This is a genomic window from Lamprobacter modestohalophilus, from assembly GCF_016583905.1.
GTDB lineage: Bacteria > Pseudomonadota > Gammaproteobacteria > Chromatiales > Chromatiaceae > Lamprobacter > Lamprobacter modestohalophilus.
On the sequence record NZ_NRRY01000047.1, the window covers coordinates 20,602 to 41,960 of the forward strand.

At 62.2% G+C, this 21,359-nt stretch carries 17 protein-coding genes; 11 read left to right on the plus strand and 6 right to left on the minus strand.

What is annotated here, in order from left to right; genetic code table 11:
* Nucleotides 1-3: 3 nt before the first annotated feature.
* From CKO42_RS20385 to CKO42_RS20395, 3 genes are all read right to left on the minus strand, one after another.
* Entirely contained in the window at nt 4-1,029 is a 1,026-nt protein-coding gene (locus CKO42_RS20385; RefSeq protein WP_200248089.1) for a DUF4236 domain-containing protein, read from the minus strand.
* A gap of 188 nt (nt 1,030-1,217) precedes the next feature.
* Nucleotides 1,218-1,841 carry a hypothetical protein gene (locus CKO42_RS20390; protein ID WP_200248091.1) on the minus strand — a complete coding sequence of 208 codons (624 nt, stop codon included), beginning with the start codon at nt 1,839-1,841 and terminating at the stop codon, nt 1,218-1,220.
* An 87-nt stretch (nt 1,842-1,928) separates the two neighbouring features.
* On the minus strand, nt 1,929-2,369 hold the full coding sequence (locus CKO42_RS20395) for a hypothetical protein (protein WP_200248093.1): 441 nt from the start codon (nt 2,367-2,369) through the stop codon (nt 1,929-1,931).
* A gap of 43 nt (nt 2,370-2,412) precedes the next feature.
* On the opposite strand from CKO42_RS20395, the gene CKO42_RS20400 reads away from it, so the two are divergent.
* From CKO42_RS20400 to CKO42_RS20410, 3 genes are all read left to right on the plus strand, one after another.
* Nucleotides 2,413-3,486: a helix-turn-helix transcriptional regulator gene (locus tag CKO42_RS20400; protein ID WP_338034963.1), complete on the plus strand. Its 1,074-nt coding sequence runs from the start codon at nt 2,413-2,415 to the stop codon at nt 3,484-3,486.
* A gap of 133 nt (nt 3,487-3,619) precedes the next feature.
* Entirely contained in the window at nt 3,620-5,872 is a 2,253-nt protein-coding gene (locus CKO42_RS20405; protein ID WP_200248095.1) for an AAA family ATPase, read from the plus strand.
* 65 nt (nt 5,873-5,937) lie between these two features.
* Nucleotides 5,938-6,252: a hypothetical protein gene (locus CKO42_RS20410; protein ID WP_200248097.1), complete on the plus strand. Its 315-nt coding sequence runs from the start codon at nt 5,938-5,940 to the stop codon at nt 6,250-6,252.
* Nucleotides 6,253-6,334: 82 nt separating this feature from the next.
* On the opposite strand, the gene CKO42_RS20415 is transcribed toward CKO42_RS20410, so the two are convergent.
* Nucleotides 6,335-7,063 carry a hypothetical protein gene (locus CKO42_RS20415; RefSeq protein ID WP_200248099.1) on the minus strand — a complete coding sequence of 243 codons (729 nt, stop codon included), beginning with the start codon at nt 7,061-7,063 and terminating at the stop codon, nt 6,335-6,337.
* A 224-nt stretch (nt 7,064-7,287) separates the two neighbouring features.
* On the opposite strand from CKO42_RS20415, the gene CKO42_RS20420 reads away from it, so the two are divergent.
* A complete protein-coding gene (locus CKO42_RS20420) occupies nt 7,288-9,858 on the plus strand; it encodes a TIGR02452 family protein (protein ID WP_200248102.1) in 2,571 nt (856 codons plus the stop codon).
* A 414-nt stretch (nt 9,859-10,272) separates the two neighbouring features.
* On the plus strand, nt 10,273-10,572 hold the full coding sequence (locus CKO42_RS20425; RefSeq protein ID WP_200248105.1) for a tetratricopeptide repeat protein: 300 nt from the start codon (nt 10,273-10,275) through the stop codon (nt 10,570-10,572).
* 200 nt (nt 10,573-10,772) lie between these two features.
* On the opposite strand, the gene CKO42_RS20430 is transcribed toward CKO42_RS20425, so the two are convergent.
* A complete protein-coding gene (locus CKO42_RS20430) occupies nt 10,773-11,015 on the minus strand; it encodes a hypothetical protein (protein WP_200248108.1) in 243 nt (80 codons plus the stop codon).
* 232 nt (nt 11,016-11,247) lie between these two features.
* On the opposite strand from CKO42_RS20430, the gene CKO42_RS20435 reads away from it, so the two are divergent.
* From CKO42_RS20435 to CKO42_RS20445, 3 genes are all read left to right on the plus strand, one after another.
* The gene (locus CKO42_RS20435) at nt 11,248-12,252 is read left to right on the plus strand and encodes an ARPP-1 family domain-containing protein (RefSeq protein WP_200248110.1); all 1,005 of its coding nucleotides are present in this window, start codon (nt 11,248-11,250) and stop codon (nt 12,250-12,252) included.
* Nucleotides 12,249-13,241, plus strand: coding sequence for a histone deacetylase family protein (locus CKO42_RS20440; RefSeq protein ID WP_200248113.1), 993 nt, complete (start codon nt 12,249-12,251; stop codon nt 13,239-13,241). Before CKO42_RS20435 ends, CKO42_RS20440 begins: the two co-directional genes overlap by 4 nt.
* A gap of 232 nt (nt 13,242-13,473) precedes the next feature.
* Nucleotides 13,474-14,391 carry a GIY-YIG nuclease family protein gene (locus tag CKO42_RS20445; protein WP_200248116.1) on the plus strand — a complete coding sequence of 306 codons (918 nt, stop codon included), beginning with the start codon at nt 13,474-13,476 and terminating at the stop codon, nt 14,389-14,391.
* A gap of 49 nt (nt 14,392-14,440) precedes the next feature.
* Here the strand turns inward: CKO42_RS20445 and CKO42_RS20450 are convergent, their stop codons facing one another.
* Nucleotides 14,441-15,277 (minus strand): TIGR02452 family protein, encoded by an 837-nt coding sequence (locus CKO42_RS20450; protein WP_200248120.1) that lies wholly within the window; start codon nt 15,275-15,277, stop codon nt 14,441-14,443.
* Between the two features lie 281 nt (nt 15,278-15,558).
* Between CKO42_RS20450 and CKO42_RS20455 the strand changes: the two genes are divergently transcribed.
* The 3 genes from CKO42_RS20455 to CKO42_RS20465 form a co-directional block, all read left to right on the plus strand.
* The gene (locus CKO42_RS20455; protein ID WP_200248123.1) at nt 15,559-15,804 is read left to right on the plus strand and encodes a hypothetical protein; all 246 of its coding nucleotides are present in this window, start codon (nt 15,559-15,561) and stop codon (nt 15,802-15,804) included.
* Between the two features lie 297 nt (nt 15,805-16,101).
* Nucleotides 16,102-19,728, plus strand: coding sequence for an exodeoxyribonuclease V subunit gamma (gene recC, locus CKO42_RS20460; protein ID WP_200248125.1), 3,627 nt, complete (start codon nt 16,102-16,104; stop codon nt 19,726-19,728).
* A 2-nt stretch (nt 19,729-19,730) separates the two neighbouring features.
* Nucleotides 19,731-21,359, plus strand: a 1,629-nt coding sequence (locus tag CKO42_RS20465; protein WP_242479568.1) for a UvrD-helicase domain-containing protein, incomplete at its 3' end; no start/stop codon positions are given.

Genomic DNA, 21,359 nt, shown 5'->3' on the forward strand with positions numbered 1-21,359 from the left:
GAGTCATCCCCGCACCCCCAACCGCACCGCCACATCCTCAAACCCCGGGTCCTCGGCATAGATCGCCGACAACTCCCGTCCGCTATCCCCGCGCCGTCCCACATCCGCATAGGCCAGCGCCCGCTCATAACGGATCTGGCGCAGCAGGTCCTCGGGCCGGTCCTTCTTGCGCCGATAGGCCTGGGTCAGGGTGCTTACCGCCACCTCATGCAACCCCAGCGCGCGCAACGCCCGCGCCTTGTAGAGCAGCAGCGCGGCATGCACCGGGGTCTCGTTCTCCAGTCCCGCACTCAGCTGCACCACCTGATCAGCGTTCGCGAGTGGGATCGGTTCGACATCGAGTAGCAGTTCCGCCAGCGCCGCCTTGACCACCACGTCCTCCGGGGTCTCGGCCAGGATCAGGCGCAGATGCTCGGCGGCCAGCGCGTGCTCATCGCGCAGCTGATGCGGCTCGGCCAAGGCCAACCGGGTGCCGCGCTCACGCGGGCCGATGTGGGCCGTGACCCCCGGGGTGACCGAAAAGCTGGTGGTCGCGTTGACCTGATACTTGGCGTAGAGCTGACCCAAGGTCGCCTGACGCTGCAGGGCATGCGCCGCCTCGAGCTCGTGGCGCTTGAGGCGCAGCAGCCCTGCAGTCCAAGCGGCATCGGCCTGCTCGGGGGCCGACTCCAACTGCGCCAAGGCCTCGGCCTCGTCGCCACTGTGCAGAGCGCGCAGCCCAGCGACGAAGGCTTGCTCATCGACCGAGGTGACCAGACGCAGGAAGAAGCCGAGCGAGAGCCGGTCCTGGACCGGGATCGTTGGCGTGACCGGGGCCGTGGAGCGGGGCCGATCCTGACGGGCCCGGCCGAGATTCTGCACCGTGTAGAACAGCCCGGTCCCCGGCAGCCCGACGGTGGCGCAGGTGCCGCGCGCGCCGATGGTGTACTTGGCCCCGCGCGGTCCGAGCGAGAGCGACGCGCCGGATTTGCTCAGGTTCAGGCTTACGCCTGGGAAGAGCTGAACACGGCGCCAGAAACGAAAGCTCATGATGGCCTCCTTGTCGATCGCCTGAGCCGCCTGTTGAAGCAGCCACCTGGAATCGAATGCACTGACGATACACGACCTGATCGAGGTTGAAAGCATCCAGCCCACGCAGATGAAGCACTGGATCGAACATCCTGCATCGCAGGAAGGCTCAGCGACGGCCACCATCCTCTCGCCGTCGCCAAGCGAGACTAAATGTTAGGCCACTGGAACGCCTGATTCGGGGGCGGTGCTTTAAGATCGATGATCCTTGGTGTCCCCTTCCTACCAAGGCGAATTGTGATCCCAAACATCTTCTTGATGTCAATTCCTTTGTCTGCGGCAACGCCCTCAAGTTTGGAGAAAATCGCTTGATCGGAGAGTAAGTTCTCCAGGTCGTTCTTGTATGCTACTGAATTGATCTTTTGCAGGGCTTTTGTTTTTTGCTTTCCTTCGGTATCAATAAAATGCCCATGTATGAAAAACGTCGTTGCGCTAGATGACCGTTGTGACTGCGCATGTTCAGCAGCGGCATTCATGCAAAGCGCCTTCGCGCTCGCGCAATCTTCGCTGGAGATGTTCCATGCAAGATTGGCATGGTAATCAAGCGGAAGCACGGTGACGATAGTACCTGTGAGTTCATCTTGGATGGCCACAAAAAAATCATCATCGGGAATGCTATAAAAAAGGAGATGATTGCGATTTAAGCCGGGCTTTCTGCCGGTATTGAGAGCGAGTTTCCGGTCCAAGATGTGCGCAATGTCTTCGCAGCGAAGCTGAGTTCGCTGCGCGATACGATCGAATGCGTGCTTCGAAAAATGCGTGAATGCCTGCATTAGAACACCTAACAAGTGATGATTTCAGTTCCGGATGACGTTGCTGAACAACTGCTTCTTCAGCAGCACGAGGCACCTGCTGTGCGATCATGCCCGCTTCGGGTCAAAGGGCTCAAACCGGCGCCCATCGAAATGAAAGATCACAAAATCCCCGCGCCCCGGCTCGCGATCCCAGAACAGCCCCAACACCAGACTGAGCGGCTCGCGGAAATAGGTGCTGCCGCTCTCGGTCTCGCCATCGGTGATCGGCGGGTCCAGCACCTCGAGCACCACTGCGGGTGTTCCATAGGCCGGTAGCCGTCGATTCTTCAGACCCGGCTTCCAACACACCCGATCGCCCGGTTTGAACGCGTGACGCTGGTTCAACAGCCGATACCGCTCGAGCAGCACCGCGCTCAGATCCCCCTCGAGGTCACCCAGCAACGCGTCCAGCGAGTCCTCCTGCAGCAGGCTGTTGGGCGTCTCTTCATCGAGACCGATGCGGTTGAGCAGTTCGCGGGAGGACAGAGAACGGTCTTGGCGGGACATGGGCGATACCTCAGGTAGGGCGGATGAGCCCCATTAAACCGCAGTGATCCGACAGCTTCTGTCCCATGAGTTCGCCTATACTGGAACCATGAGCGCTGCCTACTACGATCGCATCCAACGTCTGCGCCGGCTCGAGGCCCTGTTGCCGAAGCCGGGCAGCAAAGCCGGCGACTGTCTCGATGGCACTCGTCTGCTCGAGATCATCGGGGAAGCCTACGGCAAGGGCAGTTCCAACAGCCGCCGCCGCGCCCTGCAGCGCGACCTCGAGACCTTGGTCAAGGATGGCTGCATCGAAGCGGTCAACCCTGGCGGTAAGCCGCTGCGCTACCGACGCATCGGCCATGAGGTCGACGATGACGTCCTGATCTGGGAGTACACCCTGCGTCAGGTCCGTGACCTGATCGCCGAGGCCGTTCCCAAACGCCAACTCGATCGACTCTGGGAGCGCCTGCTGCATGAAGGCGATTGCCCACTGCTCAGTGACCAGCAGTTGCGCGTGGTCCCCGACAGCCTGCGCCTGCGTCCGGTCGAACTCTATCCCGAGGTGCTGCATGCGGTGATCAGCGCGCTGGCCCAGCAGTGCGCACTGCAGGTGGTCTACCGCAACGCCGCCGGTGAGCGCAGCCGCCCCTTGCTGCATCCACAAGCCTTGGTCCAGCGCGGGCCGATCTCCTACCTGTTCGCGCTCAAGAACGACGAAGATGACCTGCGGCTCTATGCGCTGCACCGTTTCATCCGCGCCGAGATCAAGCCGCAGATCCCCGCGCGCGCCGCCGAAGACTTCGATCTGGATCGGGCCTTGGCCGAGGGCAAGATCGACTTCGGTCGTGGTGAGCAGATCGAACTGGTGATCCGCGTGCGCGGCTATCTAACCCCGCTGCTGCTGGCCTGTCCGCTCAGCGAGAACCAGACCAGCGAGGAGGAGCCGGACGATTCCGACTTCGATGTGCGTCTTCAGGCCCAGCTTCCGCAGACGGGCCAGCTTCTGCGCTGGCTGCTCGGCGCCGGCGACAATCTGCAGGTGCTGGCTCCCGTCGAACTGCGCCACGTGCTCGCCGAACAGGCGCGCAAGATGGCGGGCCTCTATCCCTCAGACCCTGACGATCCGATCGCTTGACGCTCGCTGCATATCTTCGCCCGCGCAACCCCCATTCCCCGGCTCGGCCGAGCCGGCATCCGACAGCTTCTGTCTCGTCGCCCTGTCACACTTGGACGCAACCCCACTCGCCACCGTCCAACAGGAGCGCCCCATGAGCCCGAGCGACCATCTCATTCGCCAAGACCTCGAGACCCTGCCACCCCAGGCCCGCCGCTTGGCGCGGCTGAGCCTGCAACTGTTTTTCAGCGACAGCGCCTTCAAGGATCGCCTCGACGATGCGGACTTCCTGCTCGCCCTCTGGCCGTTGACCCAATGCCTGCTACAGCCCGCCGTGCTCGGTCAGTTCGACGCCACGCTCGCTGTTGCCGAGGCCGAGCTCAGCCGGCGCAGCCAGTTAGCCTTACGTCGGCTGCAGCGGTCGCAGGGTCAGCGCAAGGACGATGACGAGGATGAAAGTCTGCTGCCATCGTTCATGCGCAGCACACCACGGCGCGGAAAGCCACGGTTGCAACTGCTGCAGCAGTTCTATACTCACCTGAGCCGAGACCTGCTTGCATCCCTCGCCGCAGCAGATGGCGAGGAGACCGTCGCGCCGACCGCCAAGCTGCTCGGGCGTTGTCTCAACCTCGACGCCACCGCCGTGCAAGTGCTCGACTTCCTCGAGTTGCGCGAGTCCAACCGCGACCTGCGCCAACTGCTCAACGAGTCGCGTCCTGGGCAACAGGTGATCAGCGGGCTGCGTGCCGACATGGCCGCCCTGCTTGGGCTGCCGGAGAAGACGCTGCGCGCGGCGCTGAGCAAGCGCGCGCCGCTGAGAGCCCTCGGCCTGGTCGAGATTGGGCGCTCGACGCGCATCGATCTGGAAGATTACCTGACGCCAAGCGATCTCTTGGTCGAACTGGTCGAGGCCGAGCCCGAGACCGAAGCGGGCCTGCTCGCCAAGCTGATCGAACCGGCGCCACCGGCGCAATGGCCTCTCGGCGCGTTCCCGCATCTGCACACGGCGGCCGAGCGCGTGCAGCGGGTGCTGAACCATGCCGCGCGCCACAGTGTGCTCGGCGTCAACGCACTCTTCTATGGTGCACCTGGCACTGGCAAGTCCGAACTGGCACGCACCCTGATCGCCGCCAGCGGGCTCAGCGCCTATCAGGTGCGCAGCGCCGGCGAGGACGAGGAGGGGCTCAGTCGCAGTGGGCGCCTGTCGGCCTACCTGCTCGCGCAGCGCCTGCTCGCCAAACGCAAAGATGCAGTCCTCATCTTCGATGAGGTCGAGGACGTGATCATCCCGCGCCAGGACCTGTTCGCCCTGCTCAGCGGACGGCCGAGCGGCGAGCAAAAGGGCTGGATGAATCGCATCCTGGAAGAGAACCCGGTGCCGACGATCTGGATCACTAACCAGACCCAGGGCATGGACCCGGCCTTCCAGCGGCGCTTCCTGCTGCCGTTGGCCTTTGTGACGCCGCCGCGCTCGGTGCGTCGGCAACAGGCGGAGCGGCATCTGGGCGATCTCAGCCTGCCGCCGACGCTGCTCGATGAACTGGCGGCCGATGAGGCGCTGATGCCGGCGCAACTCGGTGCCGCACGGCGACTGGTGGATCTGCAGCCCGAGGCGCCGATCGAGCCCAGCGTGCGGGCCGGGGTGGCCTCGCTGCGGCAACTGCTGCAAGGTAGCCCAGCGCCGCGGCGGCGGGCGTCTGCGACGGTGTTTGATGTCGCCTATCTGAATCTGGCGGGCAGCATTCATCCGAGTGCTCTCGTGCAGGCACTGGAGCGCGAAGGCCAAGGCCGGCTCTGTTTCTATGGGCCACCCGGCACCGGCAAGACCGAGTTTGCCGAGGTGATTGCCGAAGCCCTCGATCGCGAACTGGTCGCCCGTCAGGCCTCGGACCTGATCTCGGCCTATGTCGGGGAGACCGAGCAAAATCTGGCCAAGCTGTTTTCCAGTCTCGATCCCGAACGCTCGGTGTTACTGCTCGATGAGGTCGACAGTTTTCTCGCCGATCGCCGCCAGGCGCAGCGCCAGTGGGAGCGCACCCAGGTCAACGAGTTGCTGCAGCAGATGGAGCGCTACCCGGGTATCTTTATCGCCGCGACCAATCTGATGAGCGGACTGGATGCAGCGGCCTTGCGGCGCTTCGACTTCAAGCTGCAGTTCCGGGCGCTCAAGCCGGAGCAACGCCTGCGACTCTTTGCACGCGAGGCCTTGGGTGATGAGAGCGCCGTGGTGCCGGAGCGGTTGGCCCGCCATTTGGAGCGCTTGACGACACTGACGCCGGGCGATGTAGCCAACGTCTGCCGGCAGCAGCGTCTGCTTGGTGAACAGCTGGAACCGGAGGTGTTCCTGCGCCGCTTGCTGGCGGAGTGTCAGCTCAAGGCCGGGCAGGGTGAGCCGCAAGCGGCTTAGTCTGAGACTGTTTTTGGGACCGACGATGGCAAGGATGCCAAACAGCCTGAAAGCGGGAAGGGGACATGAACGGATATGGATGGCTGTCAGGCCCCCTTGAGGTGTTCTCGGCGGATGAGCTGGAGCAGCTGATCGCACTGACCCTGCGAGCCTCACCGACCTACGTCGGCATGATCGACCAGCGTGACCGGGTTCCGAGGCTCAGAGCGAAGACGCTGTATCTGTTGCACGACATACTCAAAGTCTTGGGCGCGCAGCAGGAGGGCCTGGCTCAGGCGACGCTGGGCGTGTTCTTTGCCAACGCCAAAATCCGATGGCCGGAGGGACTGGCCACACGATCCATGTGTGCCAGTTGCGGGGGGCTACGTGCTGCAGGATGATTGAGTGGCCTTGCCTACCACCCGGTAAACCGCCTTGGTTATCGATAGCCGTAAGCAGCTTGGGGTTGGTGAGAACCGTCGTCTATCGCATCTGTTCGCGACGTTGTCTAGCCTCTTCTCGATCGTTTGAGTTTAAAAAGGGGATGACTGCACAGCTTTCATAGTCACCGAATGATCTTTCGGTTCGTTTAGCCCCAAGATTCGGAGATAAAACAATGGCGCGAGTTTTGCCGTTGCCGTCTTCAATGTCAGCTGATGAGAAATCATGCCAGCTGAAACTCCACTGATACTCAAGAAAAAGGGAGTAACGCCTTTGTCGAAAAATGGCTCTGTTCGTATCTCTACCATGAGTCTTAATAAAACCGGTTATCACATCGCTGTTTCTTTTGGAGATTTCTTCCCCGTATTCCCGAGACCAACCTCGCGGCCCTCTTCCAGTCCAGATTCTTTCTAGGTTCGTTAACCCAATGACATAGGCATGATGAACCTGCTCTTTCCGAATCAGGTATTCGCATTTCACGCAATCTTTCAAGATATCATAGCTAAATGCGGGCGGATCTCCTGGTTGACCATCGCGAAGAAAGACATATTTCAACTCCAACGCAATTTTGGAGCCGTTAGTACTGCAGATGATGTCTGCAATAATTTCTTCGTTATTGCTTAATTCGTTGCAGTCATATCGTTGCTGGCGTTGTGGATTGTAACCCTGCTCACCTAATATGGAAACGAGTGTATTTTCAAAATCGTTTTCGTTGTTGTAGATTGCTTGTTGATTTGCGCATTGTTGTAAGGCGTGTTTGATGTCTAGCATGCTGTAAACCTATGCTGCGGCTGTTGAATCAGCGTTCAGTGTAGACAAGATATGCGACAGATCTTGACTTTTGCGTGTTACGAATGACAACCTACTCTAAATAGGATGAAAAATTTTTCTGACACTGCGCGCACAACGCCGAATTTCGATCCTAAGAAGCGACTGATTCCGTCGCTGGCAAGCGAGAGACTGTTCTTCCCTTGTATGCACGATCCGACGATTCTATGGCACTCTCCCCACGCCAACTCGGCGAACACCTCCGCGCACGACGACTCGAGCGTCAACGCAGCGATCCTGATCTCACGCTCGTCGCGCTCTGCGAAGCGGTTGGCCTCTCCACCTGCGATCTGCTCGCCCTCGAGCGGGGCGTGGAGCTCAAGCTCAGCGCGAAAACCCGCCGCCTGCTGGCCGAGCACCTGCAGATCGATCCCGATCTGCTACCCGAGCCCGCCGCTCAGGCACCGCAAGCGGAAGAGACCTTGCCGACAACGCATCAGACCTTCGGTGCCTATATCAAGGCGCGCCGTGAGGAACTGCGCCAGACCGATCGCCGCTACTCGATGCGGCAAGTCGCTGAGCGAATCGGATTGCCGCCGGCCTATCTCTCCAACATCGAGAGCGATATCAAGAATCCCCCAAACGAGGAGTCGATTTGCGCGCTCGCCGAGGCCTTGGATGATGATCCGGATGTCTTGTTGGCCCTGGCGGGAAAACTCGCCGGCGACGTGCGCGGCATCATCCTGAAGCGGCCAAAGCTCTTTACGCAGTTGATCCGCGAGCTCGCCCACAAGAGCGAGGAAGAGATCCACCTGGCGCTGCAAGCCTTCGATGATCCCAAGCAACGTGCCCGCGCACTGGCCGAGGAGACCCTGGCCATTCTCAACGCCGGTCACTACCAAAACCCCTTGCGGCAACAGGTCGAGATCCGCCGTGCACTGGAACAGGCCGTTCAACGCACGACCACCCATGCACCGGATGAGTTTGCGCGGCGGCCACGCAAAAAAACCCGAAATCGGCGGCAGACCCGTATCGAGATCCATCAGGCGCCCACCTTGAAGGTCATGCAGGCACTGGCTGATGGGCGGCGGTCGCTGGTGGTGCTCAACTTTGCCGATGCCTTTGAGCCGGGAGGCAGCTTCCGAAGAGGCGGCCGGGCTCAGGAACAGACGCTGGTCGGTGCCAGCGGGCTGTTGAGCTGCCTTGAGCAAGGGACCAAGTTCTACGAGCAGCATCTGGATCGCGATCCTTTCCACTCCGACGCCCTCATCTACGCGCCTGCGGTACCGGTCTTCCGTGATGCCGAGGGCGCACTGCTGGAGCAACCTTATCCTTGCGCCTTCATCAGCGCTTCCGCCGTCAATGCCCGCGCGATCGAGCAACGCTCACCCCAACGGCGCGATGAGATCACAGAGCGCATGGCTCAGCGCATGCAGAAGGTGCTGAGCTGTGCGCAGGCCTATGATCACCACCATCTGATTCTCGGCGCCTGGGGATGCGGCACCTTCGGCAACAGCCCGACACTGGTCGCACGGCTCTTTTTCGACGCACTGCAACGTGACTTTGAGGGCGTCTTCCGATCGGTGGTGTTTGCGATCCAGGACGAGCGCACCGCAGAGATCTTCCGCGAGCAGTTCAAGGGCGCGGAGCAGAGCAGCATCCCGGCACCGATGGCTGTGCCCATGATGATGAGCAGGGAGCTGTCGCCCAGTCTGGATGTTGGCGATCACCGGCACGGACCTGCTCATGAAGACAGTTCGGACGTCTTAACGTCCGCACAGCGACGCGAGGAGCCGGTCAGCGCCAAGGCCGAAGCGCCTGACGCACAGTTCCTCGAGCAGGCCCGTGAGCGCTACCGGCAACTGCGCATCGAGGTCTTTGACGAAGCCACCTGCCCCGACGGCGAGTCCAAGCACAGTGACGCGCATCGTGCCAATCAAGCTCGCTTTCGCGAACAGGTCCTCTCCATCTGCACACTGGCCAACCTCGACCAGTATCGCTCGCCGACACCAGAGGCACGCACGCAACTCTGGCATCACCTGTGGACCAAGACCCGCTACTCCGGCATCCGCTCCCAGATCGCCACCGACGAGATCGCGGATCTGAAAGACCTCTTTGATGACTATCGCTGGTTCTCGGATGCGTGCTGGAATCTGAAGAACAAAGGTCACACGATGATTGAGGAGGGCACAGGGTCTTGTGCAAAGGACTTCATCGGCAGAACCGGCCCCTTTGCCGGCAAGCTGACGGTCGCCAACCTCCCCAAGCTGCAGAAGCTGATCACCGTCGCACGGGCGTTCAAGCACTACTTTGAACTCTATCCGGATCAGACAGCGCTGAGCTTCATTACCGGAGACTTACCAAGTGATCAGACCGCGATCTGGGAGATCCTCAAACGGTTAGACCACCTCGGCTATCGCGGCGATCTGACCAGCCTTCACCTCTTGATGGATCTCGGCTTCCCGGTGATCAAGCCCGACATCGTGCTCTCGCGGCTGTTTCTACAATTCCGCTGGCTGCACGCGGCCTTGCCCTCACTGCCGAAAGATGTCGAGGAAGCAGATCTCCGGGGGGCTGGCGGCTACAAGACCAGCTTCATCTACACCAAGCCGATCATCTATCAAGCCATCGTCGCCTTCGCCAATCAGCTCGTCGCCGGTTTGGATGCGGCTGACCTCGAGCGCGACATCGGCTGGGTGTCCTCGAACCCGCTGCGCGAGTTTGATCTCTTCATGGCTAAGGCGGGGCAGAGGCCAGAGCGGGAATTTGGGATCGAGCGGACGCTCTATTCGACGTGACTGAGCGAGCAGAAAGACCAGTGGGCTTGCAGGCAAGAGCGCGTAGCGCTGACTGCGACGGTCGAGCTGCATCAAGATGCCTGCACTCCTTCGGGGGAACCAGCACTCTCGATCTCGCGCGCCAGAGATCTCGGCTGAAATCCGCACCTCGAGCGGTTTGCGACAGATGCTGACGCGACCGGCTGTTCTACTAGGCCACTCAGCCGCACCACGGAGTCCGCCGATGTCGATTATTGCCGCTACCCTCGCAACCCTCCAGGCTGAGTAACGCCCCAGGGCTTGGTCAGTGTCTTGGCCTTGGATGGCCAGTGTTTGCTGGGCGAGTTCGGCGAAGGACATCGGATTCTTCAGGATGCCGTGATGCGATGAGTGACCGTTAAACGAACCATCACATCGCCAATTTGGAGGTGACGTTTGTCTCTCTACGATGATGACAAGTGCTTCAGTGAAACGCTCGGGAGGGCTGAAAATGGAGACGAACAATCCCAGCTGAAGCTGGGCAACTATTATCGCTCGGGGTATCAGCTTGGCTTTGATCTGCCACTCATCGATGGCGTCGATCCCTGCATCTACTGGTACCAGAAGGCCGCCGAGCAAGGCAACAAGACCGCCCAGCGCAATTTGTGGAAACACTATCAAATGGGGATTGCAACAGACCCAGACGAGGAGAAAGCCCGGTACTGGCGAAACCGCTACAGGGGTCAGACAGCGTGAAGGCCATAGGCGGCTAACATGCTCTGCGACCCCTTAACGGAGCGGCAGCGGTGCATCGGATGATCTGGCAGTTTGTGCCATTGATCGGGCAACGGGCCACATGGCGCTTGGTGATGTCGCTGGGCGCCAGGTCGTACTCTCCTGAGTACGGCGGGCGCCTGCGGATTCGCACCAAGAAACGCGGACCGCTGCGCGCGTGCTTAGATCGGGTCCGAAGCGAGCAGGCTGGTGTCGCGATACCAGCCCGCGGGCTTTGCGTCGTCGGACGCGACGTTCAGGAAACGGCTGCTCGCCAGATAGGACAGATCGCGCTCAACGGTCCTGATGTTGACATTGAACTCCGCATCCAAGCCACGGAGGCGTTCCCAGAGTTGCCGAACCGTCACTTTGTAAGGGCGAGCGGGCAAAAGCGTGTAGAGCTGAATGCGACGGTCGAACTGCATGGTGGGGCACTCCTGATTGCTGCCGGGTTATGGCGCATATCATATACCAGAGAGGTTACATAAGCAAGCTTCATAAAGCATTGGCGCCTGTTTACGCGCGCGCGCGGGCCGATGAAGTCACCATCGCGCGCCAGACGGCAAGGCTCATCTCAAGGTCGCAGGGTGTTTGCGACAGATGCTGACGCGACGGGCTGTTCTACTAGGCCACTCAGCCGCACCAAGGAGTCCGCCGATGTCGATCATTGCCGATACCCTCTCAAGCCTCAGCCTGGGCAGCGCCCAAACGCACGCGCATCTAACCCTGATCCCGCTCATCGGTGAGACCCTGGGCGAGGCCGATTACCGGTTGCTCGATGCCGCCCTCGCACAAGGCTGTGCCCGTGTCACGGAGGTCTCCGAGGCGGGCGTGGTTCCAGAGCTTCAAGTCCACAACCAGTGCGCAGACCCCATTCTGCTGCTCGATGGCGAGGAACTGGTGGGCGCCAAGCAGAACCGCATCCTCAATCTCTCGGTGCTGGTTCCGGCGGGTCGGACCACGACGATCCCGGTCTCCTGCGTCGAGGCCGGTCGGTGGCGAGCCGACGCCGCTGAACTGCGCAGTGCCGGTCGAGCGCACTTCGCCGCTGGTCGCGCGCGCAAGAGTCACAAGGTCAGCGAGTCGCTCGCCCGGCGTGGCTCAAGAGAGAGCGATCAATCTGAGGTCTGGCAAGACATCTCCGAGAAGGCGGCGCGGATGGCCGTACGCTCCTCGACGAACGCCGCTGCGGCCCTGTACAGCGCGCATGAAGACCGGCTGCAGGGTTATCTCGACGCGTTCCGGCCGGTAGAGCAGCAGCGCGGGGCACTGTTCCTGCTCAACCAGCAGGTGCTCAGCTGCGATCTGTTCGATGCCGCCGAGACCTGTGCGGCCACGCTGCCGAAACTGGTTCGCAGTTGCGCGCTGGATGCGCTCGATGCTGCGCTTGAGACGCCCGAACAGGAGGCCGTTCACCCGTCTGCGGAGCAGGCAGCCGCGTCTTTCCTGAGCGTCCTGGCGGCGACGGACGTCCAGGTGTTTCCGGCGGTTGGGTTGGGCGAGGATCTTCGCATCAGTGGCGATCAGGTCACCGGTGGCGCACTGTGCATCGAGGAGCGGCTGATTCATCTCTGCGCGTTCCCGCATGCGGCCTCTTCCGGCCAGCGATCCCGTCCGTCACAGATGGCGCGGGCCTCGCAACGTCATCGGGGGCGCGCATGAGCATCGGTCTGCATTACTCCAGCGGATACAACAGCGCCCTGGCAGAGGTGTTGCCCGACACGCATCTCTTCGACATCGCCAAATACGGCCATGCGCTGGCCTTGGTCGAGTCCCGGCTCGGGGCTGAACGGGTGGCGCCACACCTGCGTCCCGTGACGGAGGAGGTCAGCCACACCGAACTCTGCTTGATCCATAGCGAGCGTTACCTCCAGGCGCTCGAGACGCCGAGCGTGGTCGCCAGGGCGCTCGAATATCCCCCGGTCGAGCAGTTGTCTGCGGAGTTGGTCGATGCGGAGATTCTCCGGCCGATGCGTCTCGCCGTGAACGGCACCATCGCGGCGGCGCGTGAGGCGCTGATGCACAACAGGCTGGCGTTCAATCTCGCGGGGGGCTATCACCATGCGAGTCGGGATCGCGGAGAGGGGTTTTGCCTCTATGGCGATGCCTATCTCAGCATTGTGCGGTTACGCCAGGAGGGTCTTTTAGGGACTCAGGACCCGGTGCTCTACATCGACCTCGATGCGCACCAAGGCAATGGGATGGCGCGGCTTTGCGCCGAGCACCAGGATGAGCAGGTCGTGCTGCTCGATCTGTTCAATACGGACATCTACCCACAGGACCGCGTCGCTCAACAACGCGTCGACCGAGCCGTCCCGCTCATCAGCGGCATGACCGATCGGACCTATCTCGGGCTGCTACGGGCGCACCTGACGCGCGCGATGGCATCGGTGAAGCCGCGCTTCGCCCTCTACAACGCCGGCACGGACATTCTGGCCGGCGATCCGCTGGGCGGGCTCAACATCTCGGAGGAGGGCGTACGGGAGCGTGATCGCTTCGTGTTGCAGACCCTTCGGGCCGCAGGCGTTCCGGTGGCTGTCGTGCTCGGTGGCGGCTATACACCGCAGAGCCACCGGTTGATTGCCAACATGCTCTGCGATGCCTTGATGGAGCGGGGTGAGTCCGACGGGGCCGGTGGCGCTTGCGGGTAGGCTCGATCGGCCTTCGGGGAGACGCTATTCTTCGGTCGCATCGTGGATCGCGAAAACGACCTGCTGATGCCGCTGGCGGGAGGACGCACCAGCAGCGTATCAAGCACTGCGGTAATCTCCGAAGGCCAATGTTCAAACACAACGGGCCTACGCGCCGAGAACGATAACTCAGGGGACATACCTAAGCGTGCGGCGGGAATGATTAAACCTTCACGTTCACATTGGAGAGACTATGGCAGAACCTCAGCAAACCATCGGCGTTCTTAAAGATTACTACGTTTATGAACTGTACGACAAAAGGGATGGTAAGACGTTCTATGTGGGCGAGGGCATCGGGAGACGGGCCTTTGATCATCTTAATGAGAGCGAGCGAATCCAGCAACAACTCCTCAAAAATCCAATGCTAGAGGGGCGGGGGAACACCGCAAAGATTGCTCGCATCCAGGAGATTCTCAGCGCTGCAGGGAGCGATCAAGTCGGGGTTCGGGTCATCGGTCGCTTCGACAGTAAGGAGGAAGCGCTAGCGGTCGAAACTGTGCTGATCAACTGGGCCTACGGGATTGATAACCTGACCAACATTAGCCGTGGTCACGGCGCGAAGTATGTTCGCCAACAGCAACAGGCTTCCGCTGAGCTTCCAGGACTCGATATCGACAAACAGGTGGCTATCCATGGGACTGGCAACGGATATCTCCAAGCCATCATCGACAACCATGAACAATATCATCACTTCTCCCAGGCGGAAGACATCGCTGAGCATCTGCGAAAGACATACCCGAAGCTCGTAATCGACGACCCCTGTTTCTGGGAGAGTGGTCGCTATGTTGCGGTTTTCATTATGCTTGTTCCTGAGACTGTTCGGATGATCATCCAGTTGACCGATAGTGGACAACACCAGCATGTCTACAACCTCCTACCAATGTCAGGATTAACTCAGGACAGAAATTGTTTCGTAAGCTACATGACAGATCACCATCCAGATCTTGATCTTCGGAACGGCGGTCGTTATGCGAAGCTTCCCGCTTGGGATCCATTAAAGATCAAGAACGATGATCTGAATGCGGTCAGTAAGCAGGTTCGCTATGCATGCAATTGGTTTAATGTTGACTCTGGCTTCCAGGAAACAGAGGATCGCTCGCAAACGGCATAAGCGCGCTTCAGGCGAGCGCTGACTGGATAGTGGCTCGAGCGCGTTGCTGTTATCGGAAACGCGCTTGAAACGCCCGCAGGCGAGGTTGTTCCTTCGTGGCATCGACAACGGCGAACACCACATGCCGAAAATGGCCTGCGAAGGGGCCCTCCAGCAACTCGCCGAAGGCCGCGGCCACGTCGACCGGGTTGTTCTTGAATACCCCGGCGCCCCATGCGCCAAGCACAAGGACGCTGTGACGCTGCGCCTCAGCGACTCGCAAGATATTGTGCGCTCGTCGGCGCAGGGTCTGGCGCACCACCTCCTGATCCCCCGGATGGCGTTGCAGATGCGGACCCGCATTCGGCGCCGGAGCCGTGATCACCGAGGCCAGGAAGGGCGTTTCGAGCAAGATGAGTGCCTCGTCGCGGAACCAAGGCACACCTGGGCTATAGATCATGTGATCGGTATAGAGCAGTGAGGACTGCGCACGATTGATCGCATAGTAGGTTGACTGCTGGGTCTCCAAGCAGCGGAAGAGTCCAGAGCAGCGCACCAGATCCTCCTCTTGCGCGCGAGCCCCCTTGAGGAATCCACCGCCAACATGGCGCGCAGAGGCAAAATTCAGCACAACAGGATCTTCGATTCCTTCGTCTTGGACGAGACGACGGACGGCGGCCTGTGTTGTTTCCTCGGTCACCGTGATCTGCGTCGTCTGCGCGCGGGTGGCCATTGCTTGGCCATCAAGTTGGATGAGGTCTTCTGGCGTATAGAGTCGCGTCCGATCGACGGCCTGCGCTTGCTGGCCGGCAATCTCCACGCGCCGACCGGAAGGCGCTTGGTAAGCGCCTTGGTCTTGAATGGCCAGGGTTTGCTGGGCGAGTTCGGTGAGGGATATCGGATTCATGGCGACGGAATGGAAGATCGTTACGCGTTATCAGGCGTGTCGTTTGTCAGGGAAGCGGAGCGGTGCTGTATCGTCAAGCCAATCTGCCAGATTGACGGGCCTGGCGACCCAAGCGCCTGAGCCCTATCCCGACTGCGGGTCTTATCGTGTCCGCGTTAGACATCGTAGTCGTTGACAGTACGCACCAGGTACGGCTTTCTACGAAGGCTAAGTTCGACCATCGATGCCCCCTGGATGCGCTTCCAGTCTTTCTTCATCTCCATCGATCTGGACAATCCAACATGGCTACACATCGTTATGAGGCGTTCGCCGAAGTACCGCAGGACCACTGCCTGTACTTGCCGTTACCGCCAGAGATTCCCGTCGGCCCGGTGCGGGTCACCGTCATGTTTGAGTCGCCTGCAAGCAGCCAGGCAACGGACGAATCCATCAAGCGCCTGTTAGGCAATATGCCTGATCTGGGCGAGGACAGCGATTTTGAGCGGCCGCTGGATGATGGTCGGGAGGTTCCAGATTGGGTTTTCTGATCGATACCAATGTGCTGTCTGAGCTTGGTAAGAACGGCGGTGTTCGCTTTTTGAATCCATTCTCGGACGACAATGAGTCCTTGGCCTCAACCGAGTCTGATTGACAACACCGAGAACTCCGACAAAACCCCGAGCCTGCGCTGTCCTGGCCGGGATTCCGAGTCAGACTCCCGACAGCGTTTGTCGGACCAGCCTGCTAGAGTCGTGCCTATCCACCGGGGACGCCCCTTGTGCGACCCTGCAACCGACTGACGATCAAGCCACCGAGCGCTGACGAGTGACGAGAGGAGCACGCGAATGACCCCAACGACGGAGCATGCCAGCGACTGGCCAACCGGCTTCATGCTGATCCAAGGCAACCGACTCGAGTCCCTGCGCGGACTGCTCAGTGCCTGGCTCAGCCGGCATCCGCTCCATCCGCTGGAGAACGAGGTCATTCTGGTGCAGAGCAACGGCATCGGCCAATGGCTGAAGGTCGCACTCGCCGCCCCCCGCGCTGAGGACAGTCAGGACGACGACCTCAGCGGTGGCTGCGGCATCGCTGCCGCCCTCGACCTGATGCTCCCGGCGCGCTTCCTCTGGCAGGCCTATCGCGCCGTGCTCGGCGACCTCCCGGAAATCTCCGCTTATGACAAGGCGCCGCTCGTCTGGCGCCTGTATCGGCTGCTCGGCGATCTCGATGGCCTCGCCACGAACACCGAAGAGGGCGCCTGGCTCGATCCCCTGCGCGGCTTCCTCGCCAGCGATGGCGACGCTCGGCGCCGCCAGCAATTGGCCGCGCGCCTGTCCGACCTCTACGACCAATACCAGGTCTACCGCGCCGACTGGCTGAGCGCCTGGGAACAGGGCGAGGATGTGCTGATCCGCCCCAACGGCACCCAGATCCCACTGCCTGAGGAACACCGCTGGCAACCGCTGCTCTGGCGCCGACTGCGCCAGGATCTGGCCAAACACCACCAGGACCGCAACGCACCCGCGCCCGCCGCCGAGGCCAGCCGCGCCCAGATCCACCAGCGTTTCCTCGCCCAGGCCAAGACCCTGAGTTGGGTCACCCGACCCAGCGAACTGCCACGTCGGGTCATCGTCTTCGGCATCTCCTCGCTGCCGCGCCAAGCCATCGAAGTGCTCGAGGCCATTGCGCCCGTCGCCCAGGTCATGCTCTTCGTGCACAACCCGAGCCAGCACTACTGGGGCGATCTGGTTGAAGGCCGTGAGCTGTTTCGCGAACTGTTTCGGCCTTACCAGCGCACCGCCACGCGCAAAGTGCCCGAGAATCTGCAGGACGCCGAGCTGCATCTGCACGGCCACCCGCTGCTCGCCGCTTGGGGCAAGCAGGGCCGCGACTACATCCGACTGCTCGACGAACACGACGATCGCAGCGTCTACGAGGCCCACTTCGCCGAGCAGAACCTCAAGATCGACCTCTTCGAGTCCCCGCTCGACGCCACCCATCCGCACAACGCCACGCTGCTGCAACAACTCCAGGACGACATCCTCGAGCTGCGCCCACTGCACGAGCGTCGCGCCCTGGCAAGCAGCATCGACCCACGTCACGACCGCAGCCTCAGCTTCCTCATCGCCCACGGCCCGCAGCGCGAGGTCGAGATCCTCCACGACCAACTGCTCGACGCCTTCGCCACCGCCAAGCGCGCCGGCGCGCCGCTGCATCCACGCGACATCCTGGTGATGGTGCCCGACATCAGCGTCTATGCCCCGCACATCGAGGCCGTGTTCGGTCGCCTTGAGCGGGATGATCCGCGCCGCATCCCGTTTCAGATCACCGACCAGTCCCAACGCCAGCGCGATCCGCTGTTGATCGGTGTCGAAACCCTGCTCAACCTGCCGCAAGCCCGCTTTGCCGTCAGCGACCTGCTCGACCTGCTCGAGATCCCCGCGTTGCGCGCGCGTTTCGGCCTCGCCGAGGCCGACCTGCCACGCCTGCACCACTGGATCGAGGGCGCCAAGATCCGCTGGGGCCTCGACGCCGAGCAACGCGCCGGCCTCGATCTGCCTGCCGGCCTGGAGCAGAACAGTTGGCGTTTCGGCCTCAAGCGCATGCTGCTCGGCTTCGCCACCGGCGGCAGCGACGATTGGCAGGACATTGAGCCCTATGACGAGATCGGCGGCCTGGACGCCGCCCTGATCGGCCCCTTGGCGCAGCTGCTCGAAGCCCTCGGCGAGAGCTGGAACCTGCTGCAACAACCGCTGACGCCCGCGGCCTGGAGCGCGCTGCTCGCTGAGCGCATCGATGCCCTGTTCCTGGCCTGCAGCGACGCCGACGAGCGTGCGCTCGCGCAATGGCGCCAAGTCCTCGAGCAATGGCTGCTCGACTGCACCTACGGGGGTGTCGAGGACGAGCGGCTGCCGCTCGAGGTGGTACGCGACAGTCTGCTGCCCAGCCTCGATACCCCGACCCTGAGCCAGCGCTTCCTCGCCGGTGCGGTCAACTTTGCCACCCTGATGCCGATGCGCGCGATCCCGTTCCGGCAGATCTGGCTGCTCGGCATGAACGACGGCGACTACCCGCGCAGCCGCCGCCCGGCCGACTTCGACCTGATGGCGAACGACTACCGCCCCGGCGATCGCTCCCGGCGCGAAGACGATCGTTACCTGTTCCTCGAAGCCCTGCTCGCCGCGCGCGAACGCCTGGTGATCAGCTGGGTCGGGCGCAGCCTGCGCGATGACTCCGAGCGCCCGCCCTCGGTCCTGGTGGGACAGTTGCGTGATCACCTCCAAGCCGGCTGGCGGCTGGCTCCAGAGGCTGTGGAGGCCGCCTCCGATCCCTCGGGCCAGGCCCTGCTCGCGGCCCTGACCCGCAGCCATCCGCTGCAGCCTTTTAGCCGGCGCTACTTCGAGCCCCAGCGCGACCCACGGCTGTTCACCTATGCCAACGAGTGGCGCAGGCTCTATCCGGACTCGACACCTGCCGATGACGCCGCCTCGCAAGTGCCCCTGTTCCCGGAACGCCCACCGACACTCTCCGCACCGACCTTCGATGGAACGATCACCCTGCAGACGCTGGGGCGCTTCCTGCGCCATCCGCTGCGGACCTTCTACAGCCAACGCCTGGCGCTGCAGCTGAATGTCGATGCCGAGATCGACGCCAACGACGAGCCGTTCGACCTCGATGGGCTGCAGCGCTGGGGACTGCGCGCGGCCATCCTGCAACGGGTCGAACGACAACTCGTGGCTCAGCCTGGGATCGCCAGTGAGACCTGTCTGCAGCAGGCGGTGGGTCGGCTCGCCCGCGCCGGCGAGTTGCCGCTGGCCCCCTTCGATGTCGACTGGCGTGAGGACTTGCAGGCCCAGTTCGCAACGCCCCTGCAGCGTTATCGCGAGTTGCTGGCCGAGTATCCGACAGCGGTGCCGATCCGTGCACTGAGCCTCAGCGCCGGTGACCTGCTGCTCGAGGACAGCCTCATCGGGCTGCGTGCCAACGAGCAGGGCGAGCGCCTGCAACTGCGATTGCAGCCGAGCGAGTTAATCAAGAACGGCAACCTCCGTTGGTATCACCTGGTCTCGCACTGGCCCCGGCATCTGGCCGCCCAGCGCGAGGCGCCGACCCACACCTGCCTGCTCGGCCCTGGCTGCGAGGTCTGGTTGCCGGCGATGGAAGAAGGCGAGGCCGAGGTGCTGCTGCAAGAGTTGATGGCGGGCTATATCGAGGGACTGACGGAGCCCTTGCCGCTGGCCTGCAAGACGGCGTTTGGTGTGCTGCGCCAGAAAAGCAAAGAAAAGGGTGCCGATCCCGTCCAAGACTACGAGGGCGGCTATCAGTGCTCCGGCGAGCGCGATGAGCATGTCGGCTACCCACGCTTCTGGCCCGACTACACCACGCTGAGCGCCGCCGCCGGGTTCAATGAGCTGATCGAACGGCTCTACGGCCCCCTCTATCAACAGGCCATCACGCACAAGGAGCTTTGACGATGACCGATCCACAAGTGCCCGATCCCGAACCCATGCCAGCCACCACAAACACTCTGGACCCGCTCCACTTCCCGCTCTGGGGCAGTCGGCTCATCGAGGCCAGTGCCGGCACCGGCAAGACCTTCACCCTGGCGCTGCTCTACATCCGCCTGGTGCTCGGCCATGGCCGCACCGACGAGGGGGCGACGGCCTTCGCGCGGCCACTGACCCCACCCGAGATCTTAGTGGTGACCTTCACCGAGGCCGCGACCAAGGAACTGCGCGAGCGCATCCGGGCGCGTCTGGTCGAGGCCGCCGAGCTGTTTTCTGAGCCGTCATCGTCAGCGGAAGCGCAGCCGATCAAAGACCCGCTCAAGGCCCTGCGTCAGGACTACCCGCCCGAGCACTGGCCGTCCTGCGCCCACCGCCTGCGCCTGGCCGCCGAGTGGATGGACGAGGCGATGATCGCCACCATCCATGGCTGGTGTCAGCGCATGCTGCACGAGCATGCCTTTGCCACTGGCGGGCTGTTCGAGCGCACCCTAGTCACCGATCAGGAGGAGCTGATCGCCGAGACCTTGCGCGATTACTGGCGCAAGCACTGCTATGGACGTCCGCTCGCCGAGGCGCGTTGCATCCGTGAGGTCGCCGCCTCGCCCGAGGCGCTGCAAGGCAAGCTCAGCGAATGGCTCAAACGCCGCGATGCCCAACTCTGCTTCAAGGGCCAGCCGCTGGATGGCGACTGCCTGCAGGCGGCATTGGCAACGCGGATCGGACAGCGTGAGGCTGAGGACGAGGCGCGCAGGCTCTGGCGTGAGCATCGCGAAGCGATCGAGGAACAACTCGTCACGTTGCGACCCAACCTCAACGGGAAGGTACACGGCAGCGCCCAGCTGGAGGGATTTAAAAAGGTTTTTGCTAATATCGGGGCTTGGTCAGAGGGCGCTGAGGCGCCGACGCAACTGAAACGCTTTGCCCGAGGCGCGTTCGAGTTCAAGCAAAACGCCCCGGTCCAAACCGAGCCCGAGCATCCAGTATACGACGCCCTGGCCACCTGGCAGCAGACCCTGAAAGCCGCCGATGCCACCAACCCCAATGCGCCACCCTCACTCGAGGCCTGCCTGCTCGCCCATACCGTGCACTGGCTCGCCGAGGAACTGCCGCGGCGCCTGCGCATCCGCGCCGAGATGGGCTTCGACGAACTGCTCAGCGAACTGGCCGCTGCGCTGACCCCTGCTGATGACAGCCCCAGCGCCCAGTCCCAAGCCGCCTCGCTCGCGGCGACGATCCGCCGACAGTTCCCGGTCGCGCTGATCGATGAGTTCCAGGACACCGACCCGATCCAATACCGAATCTTCGACGCGATCTATCAGGTCGCTGCGAACGATCCCGACACCGCCCTGGTGATGATCGGCGATCCCAAGCAGTCGATCTACGCCTTCCGCGGCGCCGACATCCATGCCTATCTGGCCGCACGCCAGGCCACCACGGGACGCCACGCGACGCTGGCGACCAACTTCCGCTCCACCGAAGCGATGGTCACCGCCTGCAACCGCTTCTTCGGCCATGCCGAGGCCCAACCTCGTGGGGCCTTCCGCTTTGGCGCCAACGCCAACGCCGCAGACCATCCCGCCCCCGAGAACCCCATC

What these genes read in the sequence shown, in the direction of transcription:
- CKO42_RS20440 (WP_200248113.1), top strand. Translation starts at nt 12,249, where the DNA reads ATGAGCATCGGTCTGCATTACTCCAGCGGATACAACAGCGCCCTGGCA.
- recC (WP_200248125.1), top strand. Translation starts at nt 16,102, where the DNA reads ATGACCCCAACGACGGAGCATGCCAGCGACTGGCCAACCGGCTTCATG.
- CKO42_RS20385 (WP_200248089.1), bottom strand. Translation starts at nt 1,029, where the DNA reads ATGAGCTTTCGTTTCTGGCGCCGTGTTCAGCTCTTCCCAGGCGTAAGC.
- CKO42_RS20395 (WP_200248093.1), bottom strand. Translation starts at nt 2,369, where the DNA reads ATGTCCCGCCAAGACCGTTCTCTGTCCTCCCGCGAACTGCTCAACCGC.
- CKO42_RS20445 (WP_200248116.1), top strand. Translation starts at nt 13,474, where the DNA reads ATGGCAGAACCTCAGCAAACCATCGGCGTTCTTAAAGATTACTACGTT.
- CKO42_RS20450 (WP_200248120.1), bottom strand. Translation starts at nt 15,277, where the DNA reads ATGAATCCGATATCCCTCACCGAACTCGCCCAGCAAACCCTGGCCATT.
- CKO42_RS20405 (WP_200248095.1), top strand. Translation starts at nt 3,620, where the DNA reads ATGAGCCCGAGCGACCATCTCATTCGCCAAGACCTCGAGACCCTGCCA.
- CKO42_RS20420 (WP_200248102.1), top strand. Translation starts at nt 7,288, where the DNA reads ATGGCACTCTCCCCACGCCAACTCGGCGAACACCTCCGCGCACGACGA.
- CKO42_RS20430 (WP_200248108.1), bottom strand. Translation starts at nt 11,015, where the DNA reads ATGCAGTTCGACCGTCGCATTCAGCTCTACACGCTTTTGCCCGCTCGC.
- CKO42_RS20390 (WP_200248091.1), bottom strand. Translation starts at nt 1,841, where the DNA reads ATGCAGGCATTCACGCATTTTTCGAAGCACGCATTCGATCGTATCGCG.
- CKO42_RS20415 (WP_200248099.1), bottom strand. Translation starts at nt 7,063, where the DNA reads ATGCTAGACATCAAACACGCCTTACAACAATGCGCAAATCAACAAGCA.
- CKO42_RS20455 (WP_200248123.1), top strand. Translation starts at nt 15,559, where the DNA reads ATGGCTACACATCGTTATGAGGCGTTCGCCGAAGTACCGCAGGACCAC.
- CKO42_RS20410 (WP_200248097.1), top strand. Translation starts at nt 5,938, where the DNA reads ATGAACGGATATGGATGGCTGTCAGGCCCCCTTGAGGTGTTCTCGGCG.
- CKO42_RS20435 (WP_200248110.1), top strand. Translation starts at nt 11,248, where the DNA reads ATGTCGATCATTGCCGATACCCTCTCAAGCCTCAGCCTGGGCAGCGCC.